The sequence below is a fragment of the Pseudomonas sp. MCal1 genome (assembly GCF_026341415.1).
Taxonomy (GTDB): Bacteria; Pseudomonadota; Gammaproteobacteria; order Pseudomonadales; family Pseudomonadaceae; genus Aquipseudomonas.
Genome location: NZ_JAKUMP010000009.1, coordinates 22,860 through 41,800 on the forward strand (window position 1 = coordinate 22,860; position 18,941 = coordinate 41,800).

General features: G+C 61.7%; 16 protein-coding genes. 7 read left to right on the forward strand and 9 right to left on the reverse strand.

Annotated elements, in window-relative coordinates; translation table 11 throughout:
- Window positions 1–163: 163 nt before the first annotated feature.
- The 6 genes from MKZ87_RS15975 to MKZ87_RS16000 form a co-directional block, all read right to left on the reverse strand.
- A complete protein-coding gene (locus tag MKZ87_RS15975; RefSeq protein ID WP_085702826.1) occupies window positions 164–988 on the reverse strand; it encodes an ABC transporter permease in 825 nt (274 codons plus the stop codon).
- Between the two features lie 12 nt (window positions 989–1,000).
- Window positions 1,001–2,248, reverse strand: coding sequence for an ABC transporter permease (locus MKZ87_RS15980; protein WP_007959935.1), 1,248 nt, complete (start codon window positions 2,246–2,248; stop codon window positions 1,001–1,003).
- 200 nt (window positions 2,249–2,448) lie between these two features.
- Window positions 2,449–3,492 carry an ABC transporter substrate-binding protein gene (locus tag MKZ87_RS15985; RefSeq protein ID WP_007959933.1) on the reverse strand — a complete coding sequence of 348 codons (1,044 nt, stop codon included), beginning with the start codon at window positions 3,490–3,492 and terminating at the stop codon, window positions 2,449–2,451.
- Between the two features lie 48 nt (window positions 3,493–3,540).
- Window positions 3,541–4,665: an ABC transporter ATP-binding protein gene (locus tag MKZ87_RS15990; protein WP_007959931.1), complete on the reverse strand. Its 1,125-nt coding sequence runs from the start codon at window positions 4,663–4,665 to the stop codon at window positions 3,541–3,543.
- Window positions 4,666–4,949: 284 nt separating this feature from the next.
- Window positions 4,950–5,579, reverse strand: a complete 630-nt coding sequence (locus MKZ87_RS15995; RefSeq protein ID WP_085697706.1) for a response regulator transcription factor — start codon at window positions 5,577–5,579, stop codon at window positions 4,950–4,952.
- Entirely contained in the window at window positions 5,580–7,979 is a 2,400-nt protein-coding gene (locus MKZ87_RS16000; RefSeq protein ID WP_085702827.1) for a PAS domain-containing sensor histidine kinase, read from the reverse strand.
- Window positions 7,980–8,052: 73 nt separating this feature from the next.
- Here MKZ87_RS16000 and MKZ87_RS16005 point away from each other — a divergent pair, with 73 nt between their 5' ends.
- Window positions 8,053–9,042 (forward strand): alpha/beta hydrolase family protein, encoded by a 990-nt coding sequence (locus MKZ87_RS16005; protein ID WP_085702828.1) that lies wholly within the window; start codon window positions 8,053–8,055, stop codon window positions 9,040–9,042.
- A gap of 61 nt (window positions 9,043–9,103) precedes the next feature.
- On the opposite strand, the gene MKZ87_RS16010 is transcribed toward MKZ87_RS16005, so the two are convergent.
- The 3 genes from MKZ87_RS16010 to MKZ87_RS16020 are packed head-to-tail and all read right to left on the reverse strand — an operon-like array spanning window position 9,104 to window position 11,560.
- On the reverse strand, window positions 9,104–9,871 hold the full coding sequence (locus MKZ87_RS16010) for a TerB family tellurite resistance protein (RefSeq protein WP_085697709.1): 768 nt from the start codon (window positions 9,869–9,871) through the stop codon (window positions 9,104–9,106).
- Window position 9,872: 1 nt separating this feature from the next.
- Window positions 9,873–10,544 carry an N-acetylmuramate alpha-1-phosphate uridylyltransferase MurU gene (gene murU / locus MKZ87_RS16015; RefSeq protein WP_085702829.1) on the reverse strand — a complete coding sequence of 224 codons (672 nt, stop codon included), beginning with the start codon at window positions 10,542–10,544 and terminating at the stop codon, window positions 9,873–9,875.
- Window positions 10,541–11,560 (reverse strand): aminoglycoside phosphotransferase family protein, encoded by a 1,020-nt coding sequence (locus MKZ87_RS16020; RefSeq protein WP_085702830.1) that lies wholly within the window; start codon window positions 11,558–11,560, stop codon window positions 10,541–10,543. The genes murU and MKZ87_RS16020 overlap by 4 nt, the downstream gene beginning before the upstream one ends.
- Window positions 11,561–11,690: 130 nt before the next feature.
- On the opposite strand from MKZ87_RS16020, the gene MKZ87_RS16025 reads away from it, so the two are divergent.
- The 6 genes from MKZ87_RS16025 to MKZ87_RS16050 all read left to right on the forward strand — a co-directional run bounded on the left by MKZ87_RS16025 (window position 11,691) and on the right by MKZ87_RS16050 (window position 18,941).
- Window positions 11,691–14,465, forward strand: a complete 2,775-nt coding sequence (locus MKZ87_RS16025; RefSeq protein WP_085697712.1) for an LPS-assembly protein LptD — start codon at window positions 11,691–11,693, stop codon at window positions 14,463–14,465.
- Entirely contained in the window at window positions 14,446–15,762 is a 1,317-nt protein-coding gene (locus MKZ87_RS16030) for a peptidylprolyl isomerase (protein ID WP_139832581.1), read from the forward strand. Before MKZ87_RS16025 ends, MKZ87_RS16030 begins: the two co-directional genes overlap by 20 nt.
- Window positions 15,759–16,748 (forward strand): 4-hydroxythreonine-4-phosphate dehydrogenase PdxA, encoded by a 990-nt coding sequence (gene pdxA / locus MKZ87_RS16035; RefSeq protein WP_085702831.1) that lies wholly within the window; start codon window positions 15,759–15,761, stop codon window positions 16,746–16,748. The genes MKZ87_RS16030 and pdxA overlap by 4 nt, the downstream gene beginning before the upstream one ends.
- Entirely contained in the window at window positions 16,745–17,563 is an 819-nt protein-coding gene (rsmA, locus tag MKZ87_RS16040) for a 16S rRNA (adenine(1518)-N(6)/adenine(1519)-N(6))-dimethyltransferase RsmA (protein ID WP_085702832.1), read from the forward strand. The genes pdxA and rsmA overlap by 4 nt, the downstream gene beginning before the upstream one ends.
- A gap of 116 nt (window positions 17,564–17,679) precedes the next feature.
- Window positions 17,680–18,060: a Co2+/Mg2+ efflux protein ApaG gene (apaG, locus tag MKZ87_RS16045; RefSeq protein ID WP_011336209.1), complete on the forward strand. Its 381-nt coding sequence runs from the start codon at window positions 17,680–17,682 to the stop codon at window positions 18,058–18,060.
- The gene (locus tag MKZ87_RS16050) at window positions 18,060–18,941 is read left to right on the forward strand and encodes a symmetrical bis(5'-nucleosyl)-tetraphosphatase (RefSeq protein WP_085697715.1); all 882 of its coding nucleotides are present in this window, start codon (window positions 18,060–18,062) and stop codon (window positions 18,939–18,941) included. Before apaG ends, MKZ87_RS16050 begins: the two co-directional genes overlap by 1 nt.

The following is an 18,941-nucleotide window of genomic DNA, read 5'->3' on the forward strand; positions in this document are numbered from 1 at the left end:
AGCTGGGGAATCGGGGTTGTCTGTCATTCAGCGCATGAATGACCAGAGCAGCACTTGTGGGAGCGAGCTTGCTCGCGAAGGCGGCGCCACATGCGCAATCTGTATCGCCTGACACATCGCTTTCGCGAGCAAGCTCGCTCCCACAGGTTTTGGTAGCGGACTCTTAGACTTGAGCAGTACGCAATTTCTCACTCCGCCCACGCAACCACTCCAGCGTCAGCAGCAGAATCACCGAGAAGGCGATCAGCAACGTAGCAGCGGCGGCGATGGTCGGGCTCAGGTTCTCGCGAATCCCGCTGAACATCTGCCGCGGCAACGTCGCCTGCTCGGGACCTGCGAGGAACAGCGTCACCACCACTTCATCGAACGAAGTCGCAAAGGCAAACAGCGCCCCGGAAATCACCCCCGGCGCAATCAGCGGCAAGGTCACCCGACGGAATGTCACCAGCGGCGAGGCTCCGAGACTGGCCGCCGCCCGCACCAGATTGTGGTTGAAGCCCTGCAAGGTCGCCGACACCGTGATGATCACGAACGGCACACCGAGCACCGCGTGCACCACGATCAGCGAGAAGAAACTGTTGCCCAGCCCCAGCGGCGCGAAGAACAGGTAACTGGCCACGCCGATGATCACCACCGGCACCACCATCGGCGAAATCACCAGCGCCATCACCAACGGCTTGCCGGGGAAGTCGCCACGGGTCAGGCCGATCGCCGCCAGCGTGCCGAATACCATTGCCAGTACGGTCGCGGCCGGGGCGACGATGATGCTGTTCTTCAGCGAACGCATCCATTCCGCCGAGGCGAAGAAGTCCTGATACCACTGCAGCGAAAAGCCCTGCAGCGGATACACCAGAAAACTGCCCGAGTTGAACGACAGCGGCACGATCACCAGCACCGGCAGGATCAGGAACAACAGGATCAAGCCGCAGAGGATCCGCAAGCTGTAGAACCACACCCGCTCGACGGGCGACATATAAGGACTCAGCATTTCAAATTCCCCTTAGCTCAGGCGCAGGCGACTGGCGCCCACCAGCCAGCTGTAGATCAGATAAAGCACCACGGTCGCCAGCAGCAACAGCCCGCCGAGCGCGGTGGCCATGCCCCAGTTGATGCTGGTGTTGGTGTAGAACGCAACGAAGTAGCTGACCATCTGATCGTTCGGGCTGCCCAGCAGCGCCGGGGTGATGTAGTAGCCGATGGCGAGGATGAACACCAGCAGGCAACCGGCGCCGACACCGGCGTAGGTCTGCGGGAAGTAGACCCGCCAGAAGCTGGCGAACGGATGACAGCCGAGGGAAATCGCGGCACGCATGTAGGTTGGCGAGATGCCTTTCATCACGCTGTAGATCGGCAAGATCATGAACGGCAGCAGGATGTGCACCATCGAGATGTAGACCCCGGTGCGGTTGAACACCAGTTCCAGCGGTTTATCGATGATGCCCATCGCCATCAACGCGCTGTTGATCAAACCGCCGGATTGCAGCAACACGATCCACGCGGCGACTCGCACCAGGATCGAGGTCCAGAACGGCAGCAGCACCAGAATCATCAGCAGGTTGCTCTGACGCGACGGCAGGTTGGCCAGCAAGTAGGCCAGCGGATAGGCCAGCACCAGGCAGATCACGGTGATGATCAGGCCCATCCAGAACGTCCGGGCGAAGATATCGAGGTAGATCGCCTGATCCGGGGTCGCCGGGGCAATTTCACCGAGGTCGTCGATGCGGTGGTCCACCGCTGCCAACAGATAGAACGGGGTGATGCTGCTGGTGTTGCGCTTCACCGCTTGCCAATAGGCCGGATCGCCCCAACGCTCGTCGAGGCCTTCCAGCGCTTCTTTATAAGAGGCCGGTTCGCTGGCAAATGGCAGCGAGCGGGCAGTTTTGGTCAGCAGGCTGCGATAGCCGGCCAACTCCATGTTCAGGCGCTTGGACAGATCGCCCAGGGTCTGGTTTTTGCGCGCTTCGGCGAGGTCTTCGCTGGCGGCTTTGTAGACCGGTTCTGCGGGCAGGCCTCGGCCGTCCCACGCAGCAATCGCGGTCACGGTGCGCGGCATGCCGCCGACCACTTCCGGGTTGCCGACGCTTTTATAGAGCAGCGCCACGATCGGCACCAGGAACACCAGCAACAGAAACAGCACCAGCGGCGCGATCAGCGCCTGGGCCTTCCAGCGGTTGACCCGCTCGGCGTGCTTGAGCCGCTGCTTCAAGGTGGGGCTGTTGCCCTCGTTCAGGGGAACGGCGATGGCCATGACGTACTCCGCAAATCTTTGATCGTTACAGAGGCGGTAAACCGTCTCTGTTGTGTTGGAACACCGCAACCTGACTGATCGTTCCCACGCTCTGCGTGGGAATGCCGCCCGGGACGCTCCGCGTCCCTGTGACGCAGAGCGTCACTGGATGCGTTCCCACGCAGAGCGTGGGAACGATCACAGGAGGGCGAGCCCTCTGGTTACTTCGCAGCCCAGGAATTGAAGCGCTGCTCCAGTTGCTCGCCGTTGTCAGCCCAGAAGCTGACGTCGATCTGCACCTGGTTGGCGATGTTTTCCGGGGTGGTCGGCATGTCTTTCAGGATCGCCTTGTCCAGCAACGGCACGGCCTGGGAGTTGGCCGGTCCGTAGGCGATGTTTTCCGAGTAGGTCTTCTGCTGTTGCGGCTGCACCGAGAACGCGATGAACTTCTTCGCCGCTTCGGCGCGCTTGGCGTCCAGACCTTTCGGGATGGCCCAGGCGTCAAAGTCGTAGATACCGCCGTTCCATACCACTTTCAGGTTGGATTCTTTCTGTACGGCGGCGATACGACCGTTGTAGGCCGAGCTCATGACCACGTCACCGGAGGCGAGGTACTGCGGCGGCTGGGCGCCGGCTTCCCACCACTGAATGTTCGGTTTCAGCTCGTCGAGCTTCTTGAACGCGCGATCCTGACCGCCCTTGCTGGCCAGTTCCTTGTACACGTCTTTGGGCGCAACGCCGTCGGCCATCAGTGCAAATTCGAGGGTGTATTTGGCGCCTTTGCGCAGGCCGCGCTTGCCCGGGAATTTTTTGGTGTCCCAGAAATCCGCCCAGCTGGTCGGTGCGGTTTTCAGCTTGTCGGCGTTATAGGCCAGCACGGTCGACCACACGAAGAAGCCCACGCCGCACGGCTGGATCGCGCCTTTGACGTAATCTTCGGATTTGCCGAACAGCGCAGGATCCAGTTGTTCGAACATGTCTTCGTCGCAACCACGGGACAGCTCCGGCGATTCAACCTCTACCAGATCCCAGGACACGCTCTTGGTGTCGACCATGGCTTTGACCTTGGCCATCTCACCGTTGTACTCGCCGGCGACGATCTTGCCGTTGCCCGCCGCTTCCCACGGTGCGTAGAAGGCTTTGACTTGCGCCGCCTTGTTCGCCCCGCCAAACGACACCACAGTCAGATCCGGCCCAGCGGCCATTGCGCTTGCCGCACCCATCAGGCCCAGGGTCAGGGCTGTGAACTTCAGGGATCTCAACATTTATTGTTCTCTCCACGTGCAGGGTTGGTGTTGGTATTGCCGGGGCGATCAGTGCGCCTCTAAAAGTGGGTCGAGTGCACGAACGTGCTCGACCTGCCAGCCAAGCGGAACCACGTCACCGACCGCGAGCGCAGGATCGAGCTCGGCAATCGGTTGTTTCACGAAGAAGTCGGTCTTGCCGCAGACTTCCAGGCGCACCCGGACGTGGTCGCCCAGATAGATGAATTCGGCCACCCGCCCGGAGAAGCGGTTGACGCATTGGTCGCTCGAACCGTTGAGGCTGACGCGCTCCGGACGAATCGACAGGGTGACCGGTTCGCCGGTCTGGCCGATGTTGACCGCCAGTGCCTCGACCTTTTCCCCACGCCCCAGCTCGACCACGCAGCGCTCGCCGTTCTGGCTGAGCAGGCGACCGTTGAGGCGGTTGTTCTCGCCGATGAAGTTGGCGACGAAAGTGTTTTTCGGTTCTTCGTAGAGGGTGCGCGGCGGAGCGATCTGCTGGATCTCGCCCTGGTGGAACACGGCAACGCGGTCGGACATGGTCAGGGCTTCGCCCTGGTCGTGGGTCACGTAGACCACGGTCACGCCGAGGCGCTGGTGCAGGTGTTTGATTTCCATCTGCATGTGCTCACGCAGTTGTTTGTCGAGAGCCCCCAGGGGTTCGTCCATCAGCACCAGTTGCGGCTCGAACACCAGCGCGCGGGCCAGCGCCACACGCTGTTGCTGACCGCCGGACAGTTGCGCCGGGTAACGCGATGCGAAGGCATCGAGCTGGACCATGCTCAGGACTTTCTTGACCTTGTCGCTGACGTCGCTCTTGTTCAGGCCACGCACGGTCAGCGGGAACGCCAGGTTCTCGGCGACGGTCATGTGCGGAAACAGCGCGTAGTTCTGGAACACCATGCCAATGTCGCGCTTGTGCGGCGGCACGTTGTTGATCGCGCGCCCGGCCAGGAGAATTTCACCGGCGGTCGGTGTTTCGAAACCGGCGAGCATCATCAGGCTGGTGGTCTTGCCGGAGCCGGACGGCCCGAGCAGGGTGAGGAATTCGCCCTTGCGGATGTCCAGGTTGAGGTCTTTGACGATCAGGTTCTCGCCGTCGTAGCTCTTCTGCACTCCACGAAAGCTGACCAGCACATCGCTGGCCCCTGCGTTTGATTCGACCTGGCTCATACCCACACCTTTGTTATTGATGACTGCTGTGGGATTAAGCCTAGTGGCTGCTCACAGTCACGCAAATCGGGGCGCAGGAGAGAATCGCCTCAGCCGGATGGAAGGCCGGGGGTAGGGATTGCCCTACAAGGATGGCGTTAATGGATAAAGCAGTGACGAGCGCGGAGCTGCAAGCTTCAATAACAAGCAAAAGCGCGTGTCGCTAACAGATATGCCCAATATCGCAGGATCGATGAAGAAACTTGTGGGAGCAATCTCGCTCCCACAGTGGATAGAGGTGTGGTTCAGAGCAGCTTGTGTTCCATCGCGTACTTCACCAGCTCGGCGAGGGAGGTGATATTGAGTTTCTGCATCAGCCGCGCCTTGTGGGTGCTGATGGTCTTGCTGCTCAGGGCCAGTTGCTGGGCGATGTCGTTGACGTTGGCGCCTTGCGCCAGACGTTCGAACACCGAGAACTCGCGCTCGGACAGCAATGAGTGCAGTGGTCGCGCATCGGTCAGGCCGACTTCAAACACCATGCGGTCGGCCAGTTCGGGATCAATGTAGCGCCCACCCGCCGCGACCTTGCGGATCGCCGTCAGCAGCAGCGCCGGATCGCTGTCCTTGGTCGCATACCCGGCGGCACCGACCTTCAGCGCCCGGGCGGCCATCTGCGCTTCGTCGTGCATCGACAGCACCAGAATCGCCGGCGGACTGCTCAGTGCGCGGATCCGTGGAATCGCTTCGAGCCCGTTGACTCCGGGCATCGAGATATCCAGCAACACCACTTCGCAGGGCACATTGCGCAGGGTTTCCAGCAACTGCTCGCCATTGCTCGCCTCCCCCACCACCTGCAGATCCCTGGCCAGGCCGATCAATTGCTTGATGCCTTCGCGAACGATGGTGTGGTCTTCGGCTACCAGTACACGGATCACTTACTTCTCCTCATCCAGTGGCACCCGCACGCTCAGTGTGGTGCCCTCGCCCGGCTCGCTGTCGAGTGACAGCTGCCCGCCCATGATCAACACCCGCTCGCGCATGCCCACCAGTCCAAAGGACGTCGGCCTGCCGGCAGCGGCGACAAATCCTACGCCATCATCGCTGACCGTCAGACACAATTCGTCGCCTTCCTGGGTCAGCGTCAGCTCCACAGTATGCGCCTGGGCATGGCGCATGACGTTGGTCAGCGCCTCCTGAAGAATGCGGAACAGACCGATGGCCTTGGCGTCGCTGAGCGGCGGCAGATTGTCCGGCACCTGCACCAGACAGGGAATGTGCGTGCGCGCCTCGAACCGCCGCGCCTGCCACTCGATCGCCGAGGCGATCCCGGCATCGAGGATCGGTGGGCGCAACGCCGTCGCCACATCGCGCACCAGCTGGAACAACTGGGCGATCAGGCGCTTCATGCTGTTCAGCCGTTCGTTCAGACCCGGGTCGAGTTGCGCGTAGGCCAGTTCGCACATCGACGTCTCCAGTTTCAGCACCGTCAGCATCTGTCCCAGCTCATCGTGAACCTCGCGGGCAATCCGCGCCTTTTCTTCTTCCCGCACGCTTTCCAGATGCGCCGACAACTCGCGCAGTTGCTCGCGGGAGGCCGCCAGCTCCAGTTCGATGCGTTTGCTTTCGGTGATGTCCCAGACGATGCCGTCCCAGACATAGGACCCGCCCTCAAGCTGGCGGGTGATCGCCTTGATTTCGGCCCAGCGCTGCTCGCCCTGGCGCGTGAGGATCCGGCCCTGCCACGACCAGTCGCTGTCGGTGTCCAGCGCCTGGTCCTGGGTCTGGTGATAACCGGCCCGGTCATCCGGATGCACCAGACTGCGCAGGCCCATGTCGCGATGGGCGATGGCGGCCGGCGCATAACCGACCAGACTTTCGCTGCCCTCACTGATGTAGGCAAAGTCGATCTGCCCGGTCACCGGTGCTCGCTCGAGGCGAAACACCAGCCCCGGCACATTGGCCGCGATGCCTTGCAGCCGCGCCTCGCTTTCCTGCAACGCAGCCAGGGCACGACGACGCTCGGTGACATCGGTGAGGTAAACCACCAGGTACTCGCCATCGCGAAAACGCAGGAAGCTCAGCGACACGTCGGCCGGCAGCACACTGCCATCGGCCCGAACACAATTGGTTTCAAAACTCAGCGGCCCCTCTTCGCTGGCCCGGGCGCGCTTCCACAGGTTGAGCCAGCGATCCATGTGCAGGCCCGGTTCGAAGTCGATCAACGGCCGGTCGATGATGGCGCCCTGTGGATAACCGAGCATGTTTTCTGCCGCTCGATTGGCGTAACGCACATGGCTGTCCCAGTTGACCCAGAGAATGCCGACGGTGCTCTGATCGATGGAAAACTGGGTCAGGCGCAGGGCTTCTTCGCTTGCGGCGCGCAGGGCGATGTCTTCCCGCGCATCGAGCAGGCGTTGCTCAAGACTGCGTTGCTGACGGCGTTGCCAGAACACGATGGCCATGCAACTGAGCAACAGCACCGCGAACAACAGACTCAGGTTCTGCCAGAAGCCCGGCGACTCGGAAAGCCTTGGATACTTGGGTTGCAGCCATTGCGCATGCAGGCGCTCCAGATCCTTGGCCGGGATGGCTCGCAGGGCGCTTTCGACGATTCCGGCCAGCTCTGGCCAGTCGCGGCGGGTGCCGATGCGCAGCAACTGCGGCAAACCGATGTCTCCGACTACCACCAGCCCGGCAAACTCCGGTTCCGCCGACAGCCGCCCGAGTTGCGCCTCATCGACCACCGCGTAGGACGCCTGCTGAGTCAGCAGCAGTTGCAGCGCCTGGCGCTCCATCGGTACGCCTTGCAGATTCAGGTGCGGATAATTGCCGCGCAGGTAATCGGCGGTGACGCCGGGCATGCGCACGGCGACGCGGGTCTGGCTGTCGAGTTTTTCCAGCTCCACCGTCGCGCTACCCTTCTGGTCGCTGACCACCAATTGCGGCACACGCATGTACGGGTCGGAAAACTGCCACAGACGCAGCCCTCCCGGAGTCTGGGTCAGGCCCGGGGCGATGTCGATTTCGCCATCCCGGGCAGCGCCCTCCAGTTGTGCCAGATCCTGAAAATTGCGCCAGCTCAGCTCGACATTCAGCGCCCTGGCCAATGCCTTCATCACTTCAACGTTGGCCCCCGACAGCCGCTGCAAGCGTCGGTCGTATTGCGCGTATGGCGCCTGCAACACCAGGCCGACGCGCAATTCGTTGTGCTGTGCGAGCCACTGTTGCTCACTCGCCGACAACCGCGCGAGGTGACTCGGTGGCGCAGGCGCCGCCCAACCCATCAAGGGAAACGCCAGACAGCCGATAACCCACAGGCAGCAAAAACGCATCATTGAAGTCTCATACACTGACAAATTCTGACCAACCCATTAGGCTGCCGGGATAACTTCTGGCCTGGAATAACCGATGCCCCCTGTCTATCGCCTGGCAATGCCAGCATTGTGCCTGTCGCTGATCCTGCCTTGCGCGTTTTCCGTCGAAGCTGCAGATCCGACGCCCACTCCCGCCGCAGAAAAAGCCGCCGAAGAAAAACCGGTCGAACGCCAGCCACTGCTTGAGCGTAGTCAGGAAGAAGCCGCGGCACTCGAGCGCATGGTTCCGGCCCAGGAACAACAGCAACTGCAAGCCGGCAGCGACACCTTCCTCGCCCTGTGGAAACCGGCCAACACCGCCGAACCCAAAGGCGCGGTGATCCTCGTTCCCGGTGCCGGCGAAACCGCTGACTGGCCCCAGGCGATCGGCCCGTTGCGCCGCAAGCTGCCGGATGTCGAGTGGAGCAGCCTGAGTATCACCCTGCCCGATCTGCAAAGCGATACCATCGCACCGCGCGTAGCCGAAGCCCCCGCTGCACCGAAAACCGCCGATCCGGGCAGCAAGGATTCGACCACCGCCGAGCCGATTGAACAAGCCGCCGGCGGCGAAGCCGAGGTGGCCGACAAGGTCGTTGCTGAATCCACCGAGGAACAGTCCAAGGCCGACGCCGAGCGAATCTTCGCTCGCATTGACGCTGCACTGGCCTACGCCGAGCAACAGAGCGCGCGCAGCATCGTCGTCCTCGGTCATGGCACCGGCGCTTATTGGGCCGCACGTTACTTGAGTGAGCGCCAGACCTCACAGGTCGAGAAGCTGGTGCTGGTGGCCGCGCAGACCCCGGTCAAGGCCAAACCGGAACTGGTGGAACTGACACCGACCCTGAAGCTGCCGACAGCGGATATTTTCTACATGGACAAACCGCTGGACCGCAACGCGGCACTGGAGCGCATGCAGGCGAGCAAGCGGCTGAAGACGTCTGCGTTCAGTCAGGTCGCGCTCAAGGCCTTGCCGGACAACAAGGCTGAGCAGGAACAATTGTTCCGTCGAGTGCGTGGCTGGTTGAATCCGCAGAGCCCTGACTAAAGCCCCGACTGTCAAAACGCAGACAAAAAAAATCGCAGCCCAACGCTGCGATTTTTTTCGCCTAGCGAAAATCCCGCCGTTCGCGAATCAACCTGTAGGCATTGTGCAATTCGCGGGTCCTCTCGGTGGCCTCGCGCACCTGCGCCGGCGTGGCGCCGGTCCCGGCCACCTTGTCCGGGTGATGCCGGCTGAGCAGGCGTCGGTAGGCACGCTTGATCTGCGCCGGTTCGCTGGTGGCCGATACGCCGAGCAGGCGCATCGCCTCCTGATAACTCACCGCGGCGCTGACGATCGGACGCTTGTGCGGCTCATAATCCGCCGCCAACGCCTGGATCTGGTGCGTCGTCCAGCCCAGCCACTTGCCCCACTGCGCCAGCAATTCACGCTCGCTGACACCGGCCCGGCCATCAGCCCAGACCATTCGCCAGCAGGCGCGCAACACGCCTTCAGCCGCATGGGGTTGAGCGCTCAACCGACGCAGATAACCGCGCAGATTGTCGTTGCCGGACTTGCCGCGATTGAACGCGGCAATCGCCCGGCGCTGTGCCGGCTCGCTCATTTCCAGCGAGCGCATCTCCTGACGCGCCTGCTGGATGTGACCGTCCGTGACCCGCCCGTCGCTCTTGGCCAGACGCCCGAGCAACACGAACAACAGTTCGTCGTTGCGCAGCATCGGCCGACCGCCGAGTTTTTCCCGCAAATGCCCCCAGCTCTGCAAATGAAGGCGCCGATCCAGCGCCTGCCCCAACAAAGCACCCAGCATGGCCCCCGGAATGCTGGCGATAGCAAAACCCGCTCCGGCTCCAATCAGAGTCCCTGGCCACAACATATCAGCGACTCGCTTCTATCAAGGCTTCAGCTTCGGCCAGACGCTGGTGCGTTCCGACATCAACCCAGTGACCTTTCAGCCGCTCGCCGGTCACCTGCCCGTCCGCCATGGTTTTACGCAGCAGCGGCGCCAGTTTGAAGGCACCGTCGCTGCAACCGTCGAACAACTGCGGATGCAATACAGCGATGCCGCTGTAGGTCAGGGTTGCCGCATCGGCCTGGCCATCACTCACCTGGCCGTCGGTCAGGGTGAAGTCGCCTGTCGGGTGATGGTCCGGGTTGTCTACCAGCACCAGATGCGCCAGGCCGGTGATCGGCTGATGCAGCACGCTGAAGTCGTAATCGGTCCAGATGTCACCGTTGACCACCAGGAACGCGTCATCGCCCAACAGCGGCAAGGCGCGGAAAATGCCGCCGCCGGTTTCCAGTGGCTCGCCCTCCGGCGAGTACTGGATCGACACGCCGAATCGCGAGCCATCGCCCAAGTGATCTTCGATCTGCTGTCCGAGCCAGGCATGGTTGATCACGATTTCATTGAAACCGGCCGCGGCCAGGGCTCGCAGGTGATATTCAATCAGCGGCACGCCCCCGGCTCGCACCAGCGGCTTGGGAGTGGTCAGGGTCAGCGGGCGCATGCGCTCGCCTTTGCCTGCCGCCAGAATCATTGCCTTCATGCCGTCACTCCACCACGCAGGCTGGCGAGCAGTGCCTGCAGATCCGCCAGCTCGGGGCGGCGCGCGATGACCGCTTCTATATAAGAGAAGAAACGCGGCACATCACCCAGGTAACGCGGCTTGCCGTCGCGATGGCAGATGCGGGCGAAGATGCCGATGACTTTCAGATGGCGCTGCACGCCCATCAGATCGCTGGCGCGCAGGAACTCTTCGAAGTCCGGCTGCACCGGGATGTTCAGCGCCGACGCCTGCTGCCAGTAGCTTTCCAGCCAGCCGCGCACACGTTCTTCCGGCCAGCTGAGGAATGCGTCCTTGAACAGGCAAGTCACGTCGTAGGTCACCGGACCATACACGGCGTCCTGGAAATCCAGCACGCCGGGATTCGGTTCGCTGAGCATCAGGTTCCGCGGCATGTAGTCGCGGTGCACCAGCACTTTCGGCTGGGCCAGGGCGCTGTCGATCAGCAGCTCGCTGACCTTTTGCCACTGCTGCTGTTGGGTGGCATCGAACTCGACGCCCAGCTCGCGCTTCACGTACCACTCGGGGAACAGCTCCAGCTCGCGGCGCAACAACGCGACGTCATAGCTCGGCAGCGGCGCAACCATCGGCAACTGCTGAAAAGCCAGCAGCGCTTGCAAGGCATCGCAGAATAATGCGTCGGCATTTTCACTGTCGATCACGTCCAGATAGGTCTTGTTGCCCAGGTCATTGAGCAAAAGAAACCCGCGTTCGAGGTCTTCGGCATAAATTTTCGGCACGTTGATGCCGGATTTCGCCAGCAAAAAGGCGATATCCACGAACGGTTTGCAGTTTTCCTGCGGCGGCGGTGCGTCCATCACGACGAAGCTGCGACCCGCGCCTTCCCAGCGGAAATAGCGGCGGAAACTCGCGTCGCTGCTGGCCGCGGTCAATGTGGCCGGGGGTACGGCTCCCCAGCCCTGATCTGCGAAAAGGATTGCCAACTGTTCATCGAGCCAAACTTTCAGGTGTTGCAAGCGTACATCTTGATCAGGCATTGCAAGGGTCTCCGACGGCGCTAGCCGTCAAGCGGGTCATGCTTTATTATCCAGCATCTTTTTCAGACCATCGAGAGGCGTGCGGCCCACACCGCGGGCAGATGGCACGCAGGAAGCCCGGACTAATAAGATGGCATTGAAATCCCCCGCGTTTCGTAAAAAATTTCCGTTGTTGGTAACCGGCAGTCTGCTGGCTATGCAACCTCTGGCCAGTTCATTCGTTGTTGCCGCCGAGCAGTATGACTGCGCCGTCTCGGCAACGGGTGGCTGGGCCTGCTCGCCGAAGACACCGGCCGCTGCCTTGCCGCCGCGTCCCGTGCATGACGGCAGTGCCGTCAGCGCCGCCGGCGAAGCACCGGCCGAGAGCGGTTCCACCGCCGAGTCCGGGCCCAAGCCGGTACTGGTTACCGAATCCAAGGGCCGTGGCCTGAAATCCCGTAGCGAAGACTACAGTCACCTCGACTGGGTTCCGCGCGAGAAGCTCACCGCCGCCCAATTGGCCGAGACCGGTCCTTACTGCTCTGGTTCCTATATCGAACCGATTCGTCCTGGCATGAATGACAAGACGAATAAAAGTGACGCGCCGACCTTCATCGGTGCCAAGGCGTCGCGTTATCAGCAGGATTCGCAGGTCGCGAGTCTGGCCGGTGACGTGGTCATGCGTCAGGGCAGCATGCAGGTCGAAGCCGACGAGGCCAACCTGTATCAGGCCGAAAGCCGTGGCGAACTGGCCGGCAACGTGCGCATTCGCGACAACGGCGCGCTGATCGTCGGCGACCACGCCGATGTGCAGCTCGACACCGGTGAAGCCAAGGTCGACAACGCCGAATACGTGATGCACAAGTCGCGCATCCGCGGTAACGCGCTGTACGCCAAGCGTGCCGAGAACGCGATCATCCGTCTGAAGGACGGCACGTACACCACGTGCGAACCGAACAGCAACGCCTGGCAGCTCAAGGGCAACAACATCACCCTGAACCCTGCCACCGGCTTCGGTACCGCGACCAACGTGACGCTGCGGGTCAAGGACATTCCGGTCCTGTACACGCCGTATATCTACTTCCCGATCGACGACCGTCGTCAGTCGGGCTTCCTGCCGCCGACCATCGGCTCCGGCAGCGATACCGGCTTCATGCTGGTCACCCCGTACTACTTCAACCTGGCACCGAATTACGATGCCACGTTGTACCCGCGCTACATGAGCAAGCGCGGCATGCTGATGGAAGGCGAGTTCCGCTATCTGACCAAGTCGAGCGAAGGCCAGTTCGGTGCGGCGTACCTCAACGACGAGGACGACGAACGCAAGGGCCAGACCGACTACGACAAGACTCGCTACATGTACAACTGGCAACACAAGGGTGGTCTGGACTCCCGCGTGTTCACCCAGGTGGATTACACCAAAATCAGCGATCCGTATTACTTCCAGGATCTGCAGACCGACCAGATCGGCGTGAAAAGCGCCGACTACGTGAACCAGCAGGGCTCGGTTACCTACCGTGGCGACAGCTACACCGCCCGCTTGAATGCCCAGGCGTACCAGCTGGCGACCGTATCGAACATCACGCCGTATGACCGCCTGCCGCAGATCACCTTCAATGGTCAGCTGCCGTATCACCCGGAAGGCCTGAATTTCGATTACGAGACCGAGATCGTCCGGTTTGATCGCGATCTGAAAAACGGCGACTTCGTGAATGAAGACGGCACTGTCGAGCCTCGCCTCGACAACAACGTGGTCGGCCTCGCTCGCGCCAATGGCGATCGTCTGAATCTGAAACCAGGTGTCAGCCTGCCGATGAACTGGACTTATGGGTTCTTGAAGCCATCGCTCAAGTACCAATACACCCAGTATCAGCTTGATCTGGATCAGCGAGGTAAAAGTACGTTGCTGGCCGATGAAAAGTTCGGCAGCAGCCAGAGCCGTGGCGTGCCAATTGCCAGTATCGACGGCGGCCTCTACTTCGACCGCAACACCCAATGGTTCGGCAAGGACTACCGTCAGACTCTAGAGCCACGCCTGTTCTATCTCTATGTACCAGAGAAAGACCAGTCGGACATTCCGGTATTCGACACCAGCGAGTACACCTTTAACTACGCCTCGTTGTTCCGCGACAACCGCTTCTCCGGCTCCGACCGTGTCGGCGACGAGAACAAGCTGTCGCTGGGCGTGACCAGTCGCTGGATCGAAGATGACGGCTTCGAACGTCAACGCATCAGCGTCGGCCAGGCGCTGTACTTCAAGGATCGCAAGGTTCAATTGCCAGGCATCGCGTTCAATGATCGCGACGACGCAAAATCCAGCGTTTCCCCGTACGCCCTGGAATACGAATACCGCTGGAACCGCGACTGGCGCACCACTGCCGATTACAACTGGGATCCGGACAGCCGCAGCCCTCGTTCAGGCAGCGCGATGTTCCACTACCAGCCTGAAGACAACCCGAACAAGGTGGTCAACGTCGGCTATCGCTATCGCAACGACCAGGTCCGTTACGACCAGAACACCGGTAAATGGTCGGTGGGTGGTGGTGACTACGGCACTCCGGGCCAGCCTGGCTACGTGAAGGACTACTACAAGATCCAGCAGCATGACTTCTCGGTCATCTGGCCGATCGTTCCGCAGTGGAGCGCGATCAGCCGCTGGCAGTACGACTACAACCGCAATCGCACGCTGGAAGCCTTCGGTGGTTTCGAATATGACAACTGCTGCTGGAAACTGCGCCTGATCAACCGTTACTGGGTCAGCTATGACGAGTTCAGTCAGAACGCCCCGGAAAACGAAAAAGGCGACCACGGCGTCTTCCTCCAAATTGTTCTGAAGGGACTCGGCGGCCTCACTGGCGCCAAGGTAGAGAGCTTCCTCGACAAAGGCATCCAAGGTTATCGTCAACGTGAAGACCAAGCTTTCTGATTGTCTGCGCCCGCTGATGCTGGGCGCGCTGTTCCTGGGTACCGCGGCCAACGCCGCGGTACAGCCCATCGACAAAGTGGTGGCCATCGTCGACAACGACGTGGTCATGCAGAGCCAGCTGGACCAGCGTGTCCACGAAGTTCAGCAAACCATCGCCAAGCGTGGCGGCGGCTTGCCGCCTCCGGGCGTACTGGATCAGCAGGTGCTCGAGCGCCTGATTATCGAAAATCTGCAACTGCAGATCGGCGAACGTTCCGGTATTCGCATCACCGATGAAGAGCTGAACCAGGCAGTCGGCACCATTGCCCAGCGCAACAACATGACCCCGGAGCAGTTCCGCGTCGCGCTGTCCCGTGATGGCCTGTCCTATGAGGATGCTCGCGAGCAGATCCGCCGCGAAATGGTCATCAGCCGTGTGCGTCAGCGCCGCGTGGCCGAGCGCATTCAGGTATCGGAACAGGAAGTGAAGAACTTCCTCGCCTCCGACCTGGGCAAGATGCAACTGTCCGAAGAGCTGCACCTGGCCAACATCCTGATCCCGACCCCGGAAAGCGCCAACTCCGAAGCGATTCAGAGTGCAGCACGCAAGGCGATGGAGGTTTACCAGCAGCTCAAGCAAGGTGCTGATTTCGGCCAGATGGCCGTGGCCAACTCCGCCAGTGACAACGCGCTGGAAGGCGGCGATATGGGCTGGCGTAAAGCCGCTCAATTGCCACCGCCGTTCGATCGCGAACTGAGCGCCATGTCGCCGGGTGACATCACTCAACCGGCACGCACTCCGGGCGGTTTCATCATCCTGAAGCTGCTGGAAAAACGCGGCGGTGGAAGCCAGATGCGCGACGAAGTGCATGTGCGTCACATTCTGGTCAAGCCAAGTCCGGTTCGCGACGAAGCCAAGACCAAGGAACTGGCTCAGTCGCTCTATAACCGCATCGAAGCTGGCGAAGACTTCGCTGAACTGGCGAAAAAATATTCGGAAGACCCGGGGTCCGCTCTTAACGGCGGCGACCTGAACTGGATCGACCCGAACGCACTGGTACCGGAATTCCGCGCTGTGATGGCCAAGTCCCCGCAGGGTCAGCTGTCCAAGCCGTTCCAGACCCAGTACGGCTGGCACGTTCTGGAAGTCCTTGGCCGTCGCGCCACCGACAGCACCGAACAGGCCCGCGAGCAGCAGGCGATGACCGTATTGCGTAACCGCAAATACGACGAAGAGCTGCAAACCTGGCTGCGTCAGATCCGTGACGAAGCGTACGTAGAGATCAAACTCCCTGGTGCAGACCAGGCAGCGCAGTGAAACCCAAGCGTTTCGCGCTGACACCCGGCGAACCAGCCGGCATCGGTCCCGACCTGTGCCTGCTGCTCGCCTCGCAAGCCCAGCCACATCCCCTGATTGCCATCAGCAGCCGCGACCTGCTCCAGGAGCGGGCCGCGCAGCTGGGGCTGGCTGTCAGCTTGCTGGAAGTGACACCTGACAACTGGCCGGACGCTCCGGCGCCCGCCAACAGCCTGTACGTCTGGGATACTCCGCTCAGCGCCCCCGTGGTCGCCGGGCAACTGGACAAGGCCAACGCCGCATTCGTCCTCGAAACCCTGACCCGCGCCGGCAATGGTTGCCTGAACGGTGACTTCGCCGGGATGATCACCGCTCCGGTTCACAAGGGTGTAATCAACGAGTCGGGCATCGCGTTTTCCGGTCACACCGAATTTCTCGCCGACCTGACCCACACCGCCCAAGTGGTGATGATGCTCGCCACCCGCGGTTTGCGCGTGGCGCTGGTCACCACTCACCTGCCCTTGCGCGACATCGCCGATGCGATCACGCCGGAGCGGCTGGAACGGGTCACGCGGATTCTGCACGCCGATCTGCAACAAAAATTCGGCATCGCCCAACCGCGCATCCTGGTCTGCGGACTCAACCCGCACGCCGGTGAAGGCGGTCATCTGGGCCATGAAGAAATCGACATCATCGAACCCACATTGGAGCGCCTGCGCGGCGAGGGCATGGACCTTCGTGGCCCGCTGCCTGCCGACACTCTGTTTACCCCCAAATATCTGGAGCACTGCGACGCGGTGCTGGCGATGTACCACGACCAGGGCCTGCCCGTGCTGAAATACAAAGGCTTCGGCGCAGCGGTCAATGTGACCCTGGGCCTGCCGATCATTCGCACGTCGGTCGACCATGGCACTGCCCTGGATCTGGCCGGCAGCGGCAAGATCGACACCGGCAGCCTGCAAGTCGCCCTGGAAACCGCCTACCAGATGGCCGAGACCCGTTTATGACCGAGCAATACCAACACAAGGCGCGCAAACGCTTTGGCCAGAACTTCCTGCACGATGCCGGCGTCATCGACCGCATCCTGCGCTCCATCAGTGCCAAGGCCGGCGACCGCATGCTGGAAATCGGACCGGGCCAGGGCGCATTGACCGCCGGCATCCTCAACTCCGGTGCCCAGCTGGACGTGGTGGAGCTGGACAAGGACCTGATCCCGATCCTCAACCAGCAGTTCGCCGGCAAGAGCAATTTCAACCTGCATCAGGGCGATGCGCTGAAGTTCGACTTCAACAGCCTGAACGCTGCGCCGAACAGCCTGCGCGTGGTCGGCAACCTGCCGTACAACATCTCCACGCCGCTGATTTTCCACCTGCTGAACAACGCCGGCATCATCCGCGACATGCACTTCATGTTGCAGAAGGAAGTGGTCGAACGTCTGGCCGCAGGTCCTGGCGGCGGCGATTGGGGCCGTCTGTCGATCATGGTTCAGTACCACTGCCGGGTCGAACACCTGTTTAACGTCGGCCCGGGCGCATTCAATCCGCCGCCGAAAGTCGACTCGGCGATCGTCCGCCTGGTACCGCACGCGGTGCTGCCGCATCCCGCCAAGGATCATCGCCTGCTCGAGCGCGTGGTACGCGAAGCCTTCAACCAGCGTCGCAAGACCTTGCGCAACACCCTCAAGCAGTTACTGAGCAACGCCGAGATCGAAGCCGCCGGCGTCGATGGCAGCCTGCGCCCCGAGCAACTCGACCTGGCCGCGTTTGTGCGTTTGGCTGACAAGCTCGCCGAACAGCCGGGGAAAGCGCCTGAAGCCGACTGACCGGTAATCATCGCTATCGGGCGGAACCCCGACTCTGGTCTACTGCCCGATACTTGCCTAGACTGAACCCCAATCAGCTACGCCCCGCGTCCCGCTTCGTTTTTAAGGCCTTTTGCATGTCCGATCCTCGCTACCAGGTCGATGTCAGTGTCGTTACCCACTATCTGGCAGACCAATCGCAACCCGAGCACGAGCGCTTTGCCTTCGCCTACACCATCACCGTGCAGAACAATGGCGAGCAACCGGCCCGCCTGATGTCGCGCCATTGGGTCATCACCGATGGCGACGGGCATGTCGAAGAAGTGCGCGGCGCCGGTGTGGTCGGCCAGCAACCGCTGATCGGCGCTGGCAAAAGCCACACCTACAGCAGTGGCACGGTGATGACCACCAAGGTCGGCACCATGCAAGGCAGCTACGAAATGGTCGCCGACGACGGCAAGCATTTCGATGCGATCATCAAGCCCTTTCGCCTCGCCGTTCCCGGAGCGCTGCACTGATGGCGACGTATGCCGTCGGCGACCTTCAAGGCTGCCTCGAACCGCTCAAGTGCCTGCTCAAACAGGTCGCGTTCGACCCGGCCCTGGATCGCCTGTGGCTGGTCGGCGATCTGGTCAACCGCGGCCCGCAGTCACTGGAAACCCTGCGCTTCCTTTATGGCATGCGCGACTCCCTGGTCTGCGTCCTCGGCAATCACGATCTGCACCTGCTTGCAGCGGCGAAGAACATCGAGCGGATGAAAAAATCCGACACGCTGCGTGAAATCCTTGAAGCGCCCGACTGCGCCGACCTGATGGAATGGCTGCGCCAGCAGAAACTCATGCACTACGACGAGCAGCGCGAAGTGGCCATGGTGCACGCGGGCATTGCGCCGCAATGGTCGCTGCGCAAGGCGCTCAAGTACGCTGAAGAAGTCGAGACTGCGCTGCGTGATGACAACCTGCTTCCGCTCTTCCTCGACGGCATGTACGGCAATGAGCCGGCGAAATGGGACAGCGGCCTGAAAGGCGTGACACGCCTGCGAGTCATCACCAATTACTTCACCCGCATGCGTTTCTGCACAGCCGAAGGCAAGCTCGACCTCAAGACCAAGGAAGGCCTCGACACCGCGCCAGCGGGCTACAAACCCTGGTTCCAGCACAAGGAGCGCAAGACCCGCGGCCTGCGGATCATCTTCGGTCACTGGGCGGCGCTGGAAGGCAACGTGCTCGAGCCAGGCATTTCAGCCCTGGACACCGGTTGCGTGTGGGGCGGCAGCCTGACCCTGATGAACGTCGACAGCGGCGAACGCCTGTCATGCAAATGCGACGACCACGGGGCCGTCCTGCCCACCGTCGCGCCACTGATCACCGAATCTTCTCCCGTCAGCGCCCCGCGCTAG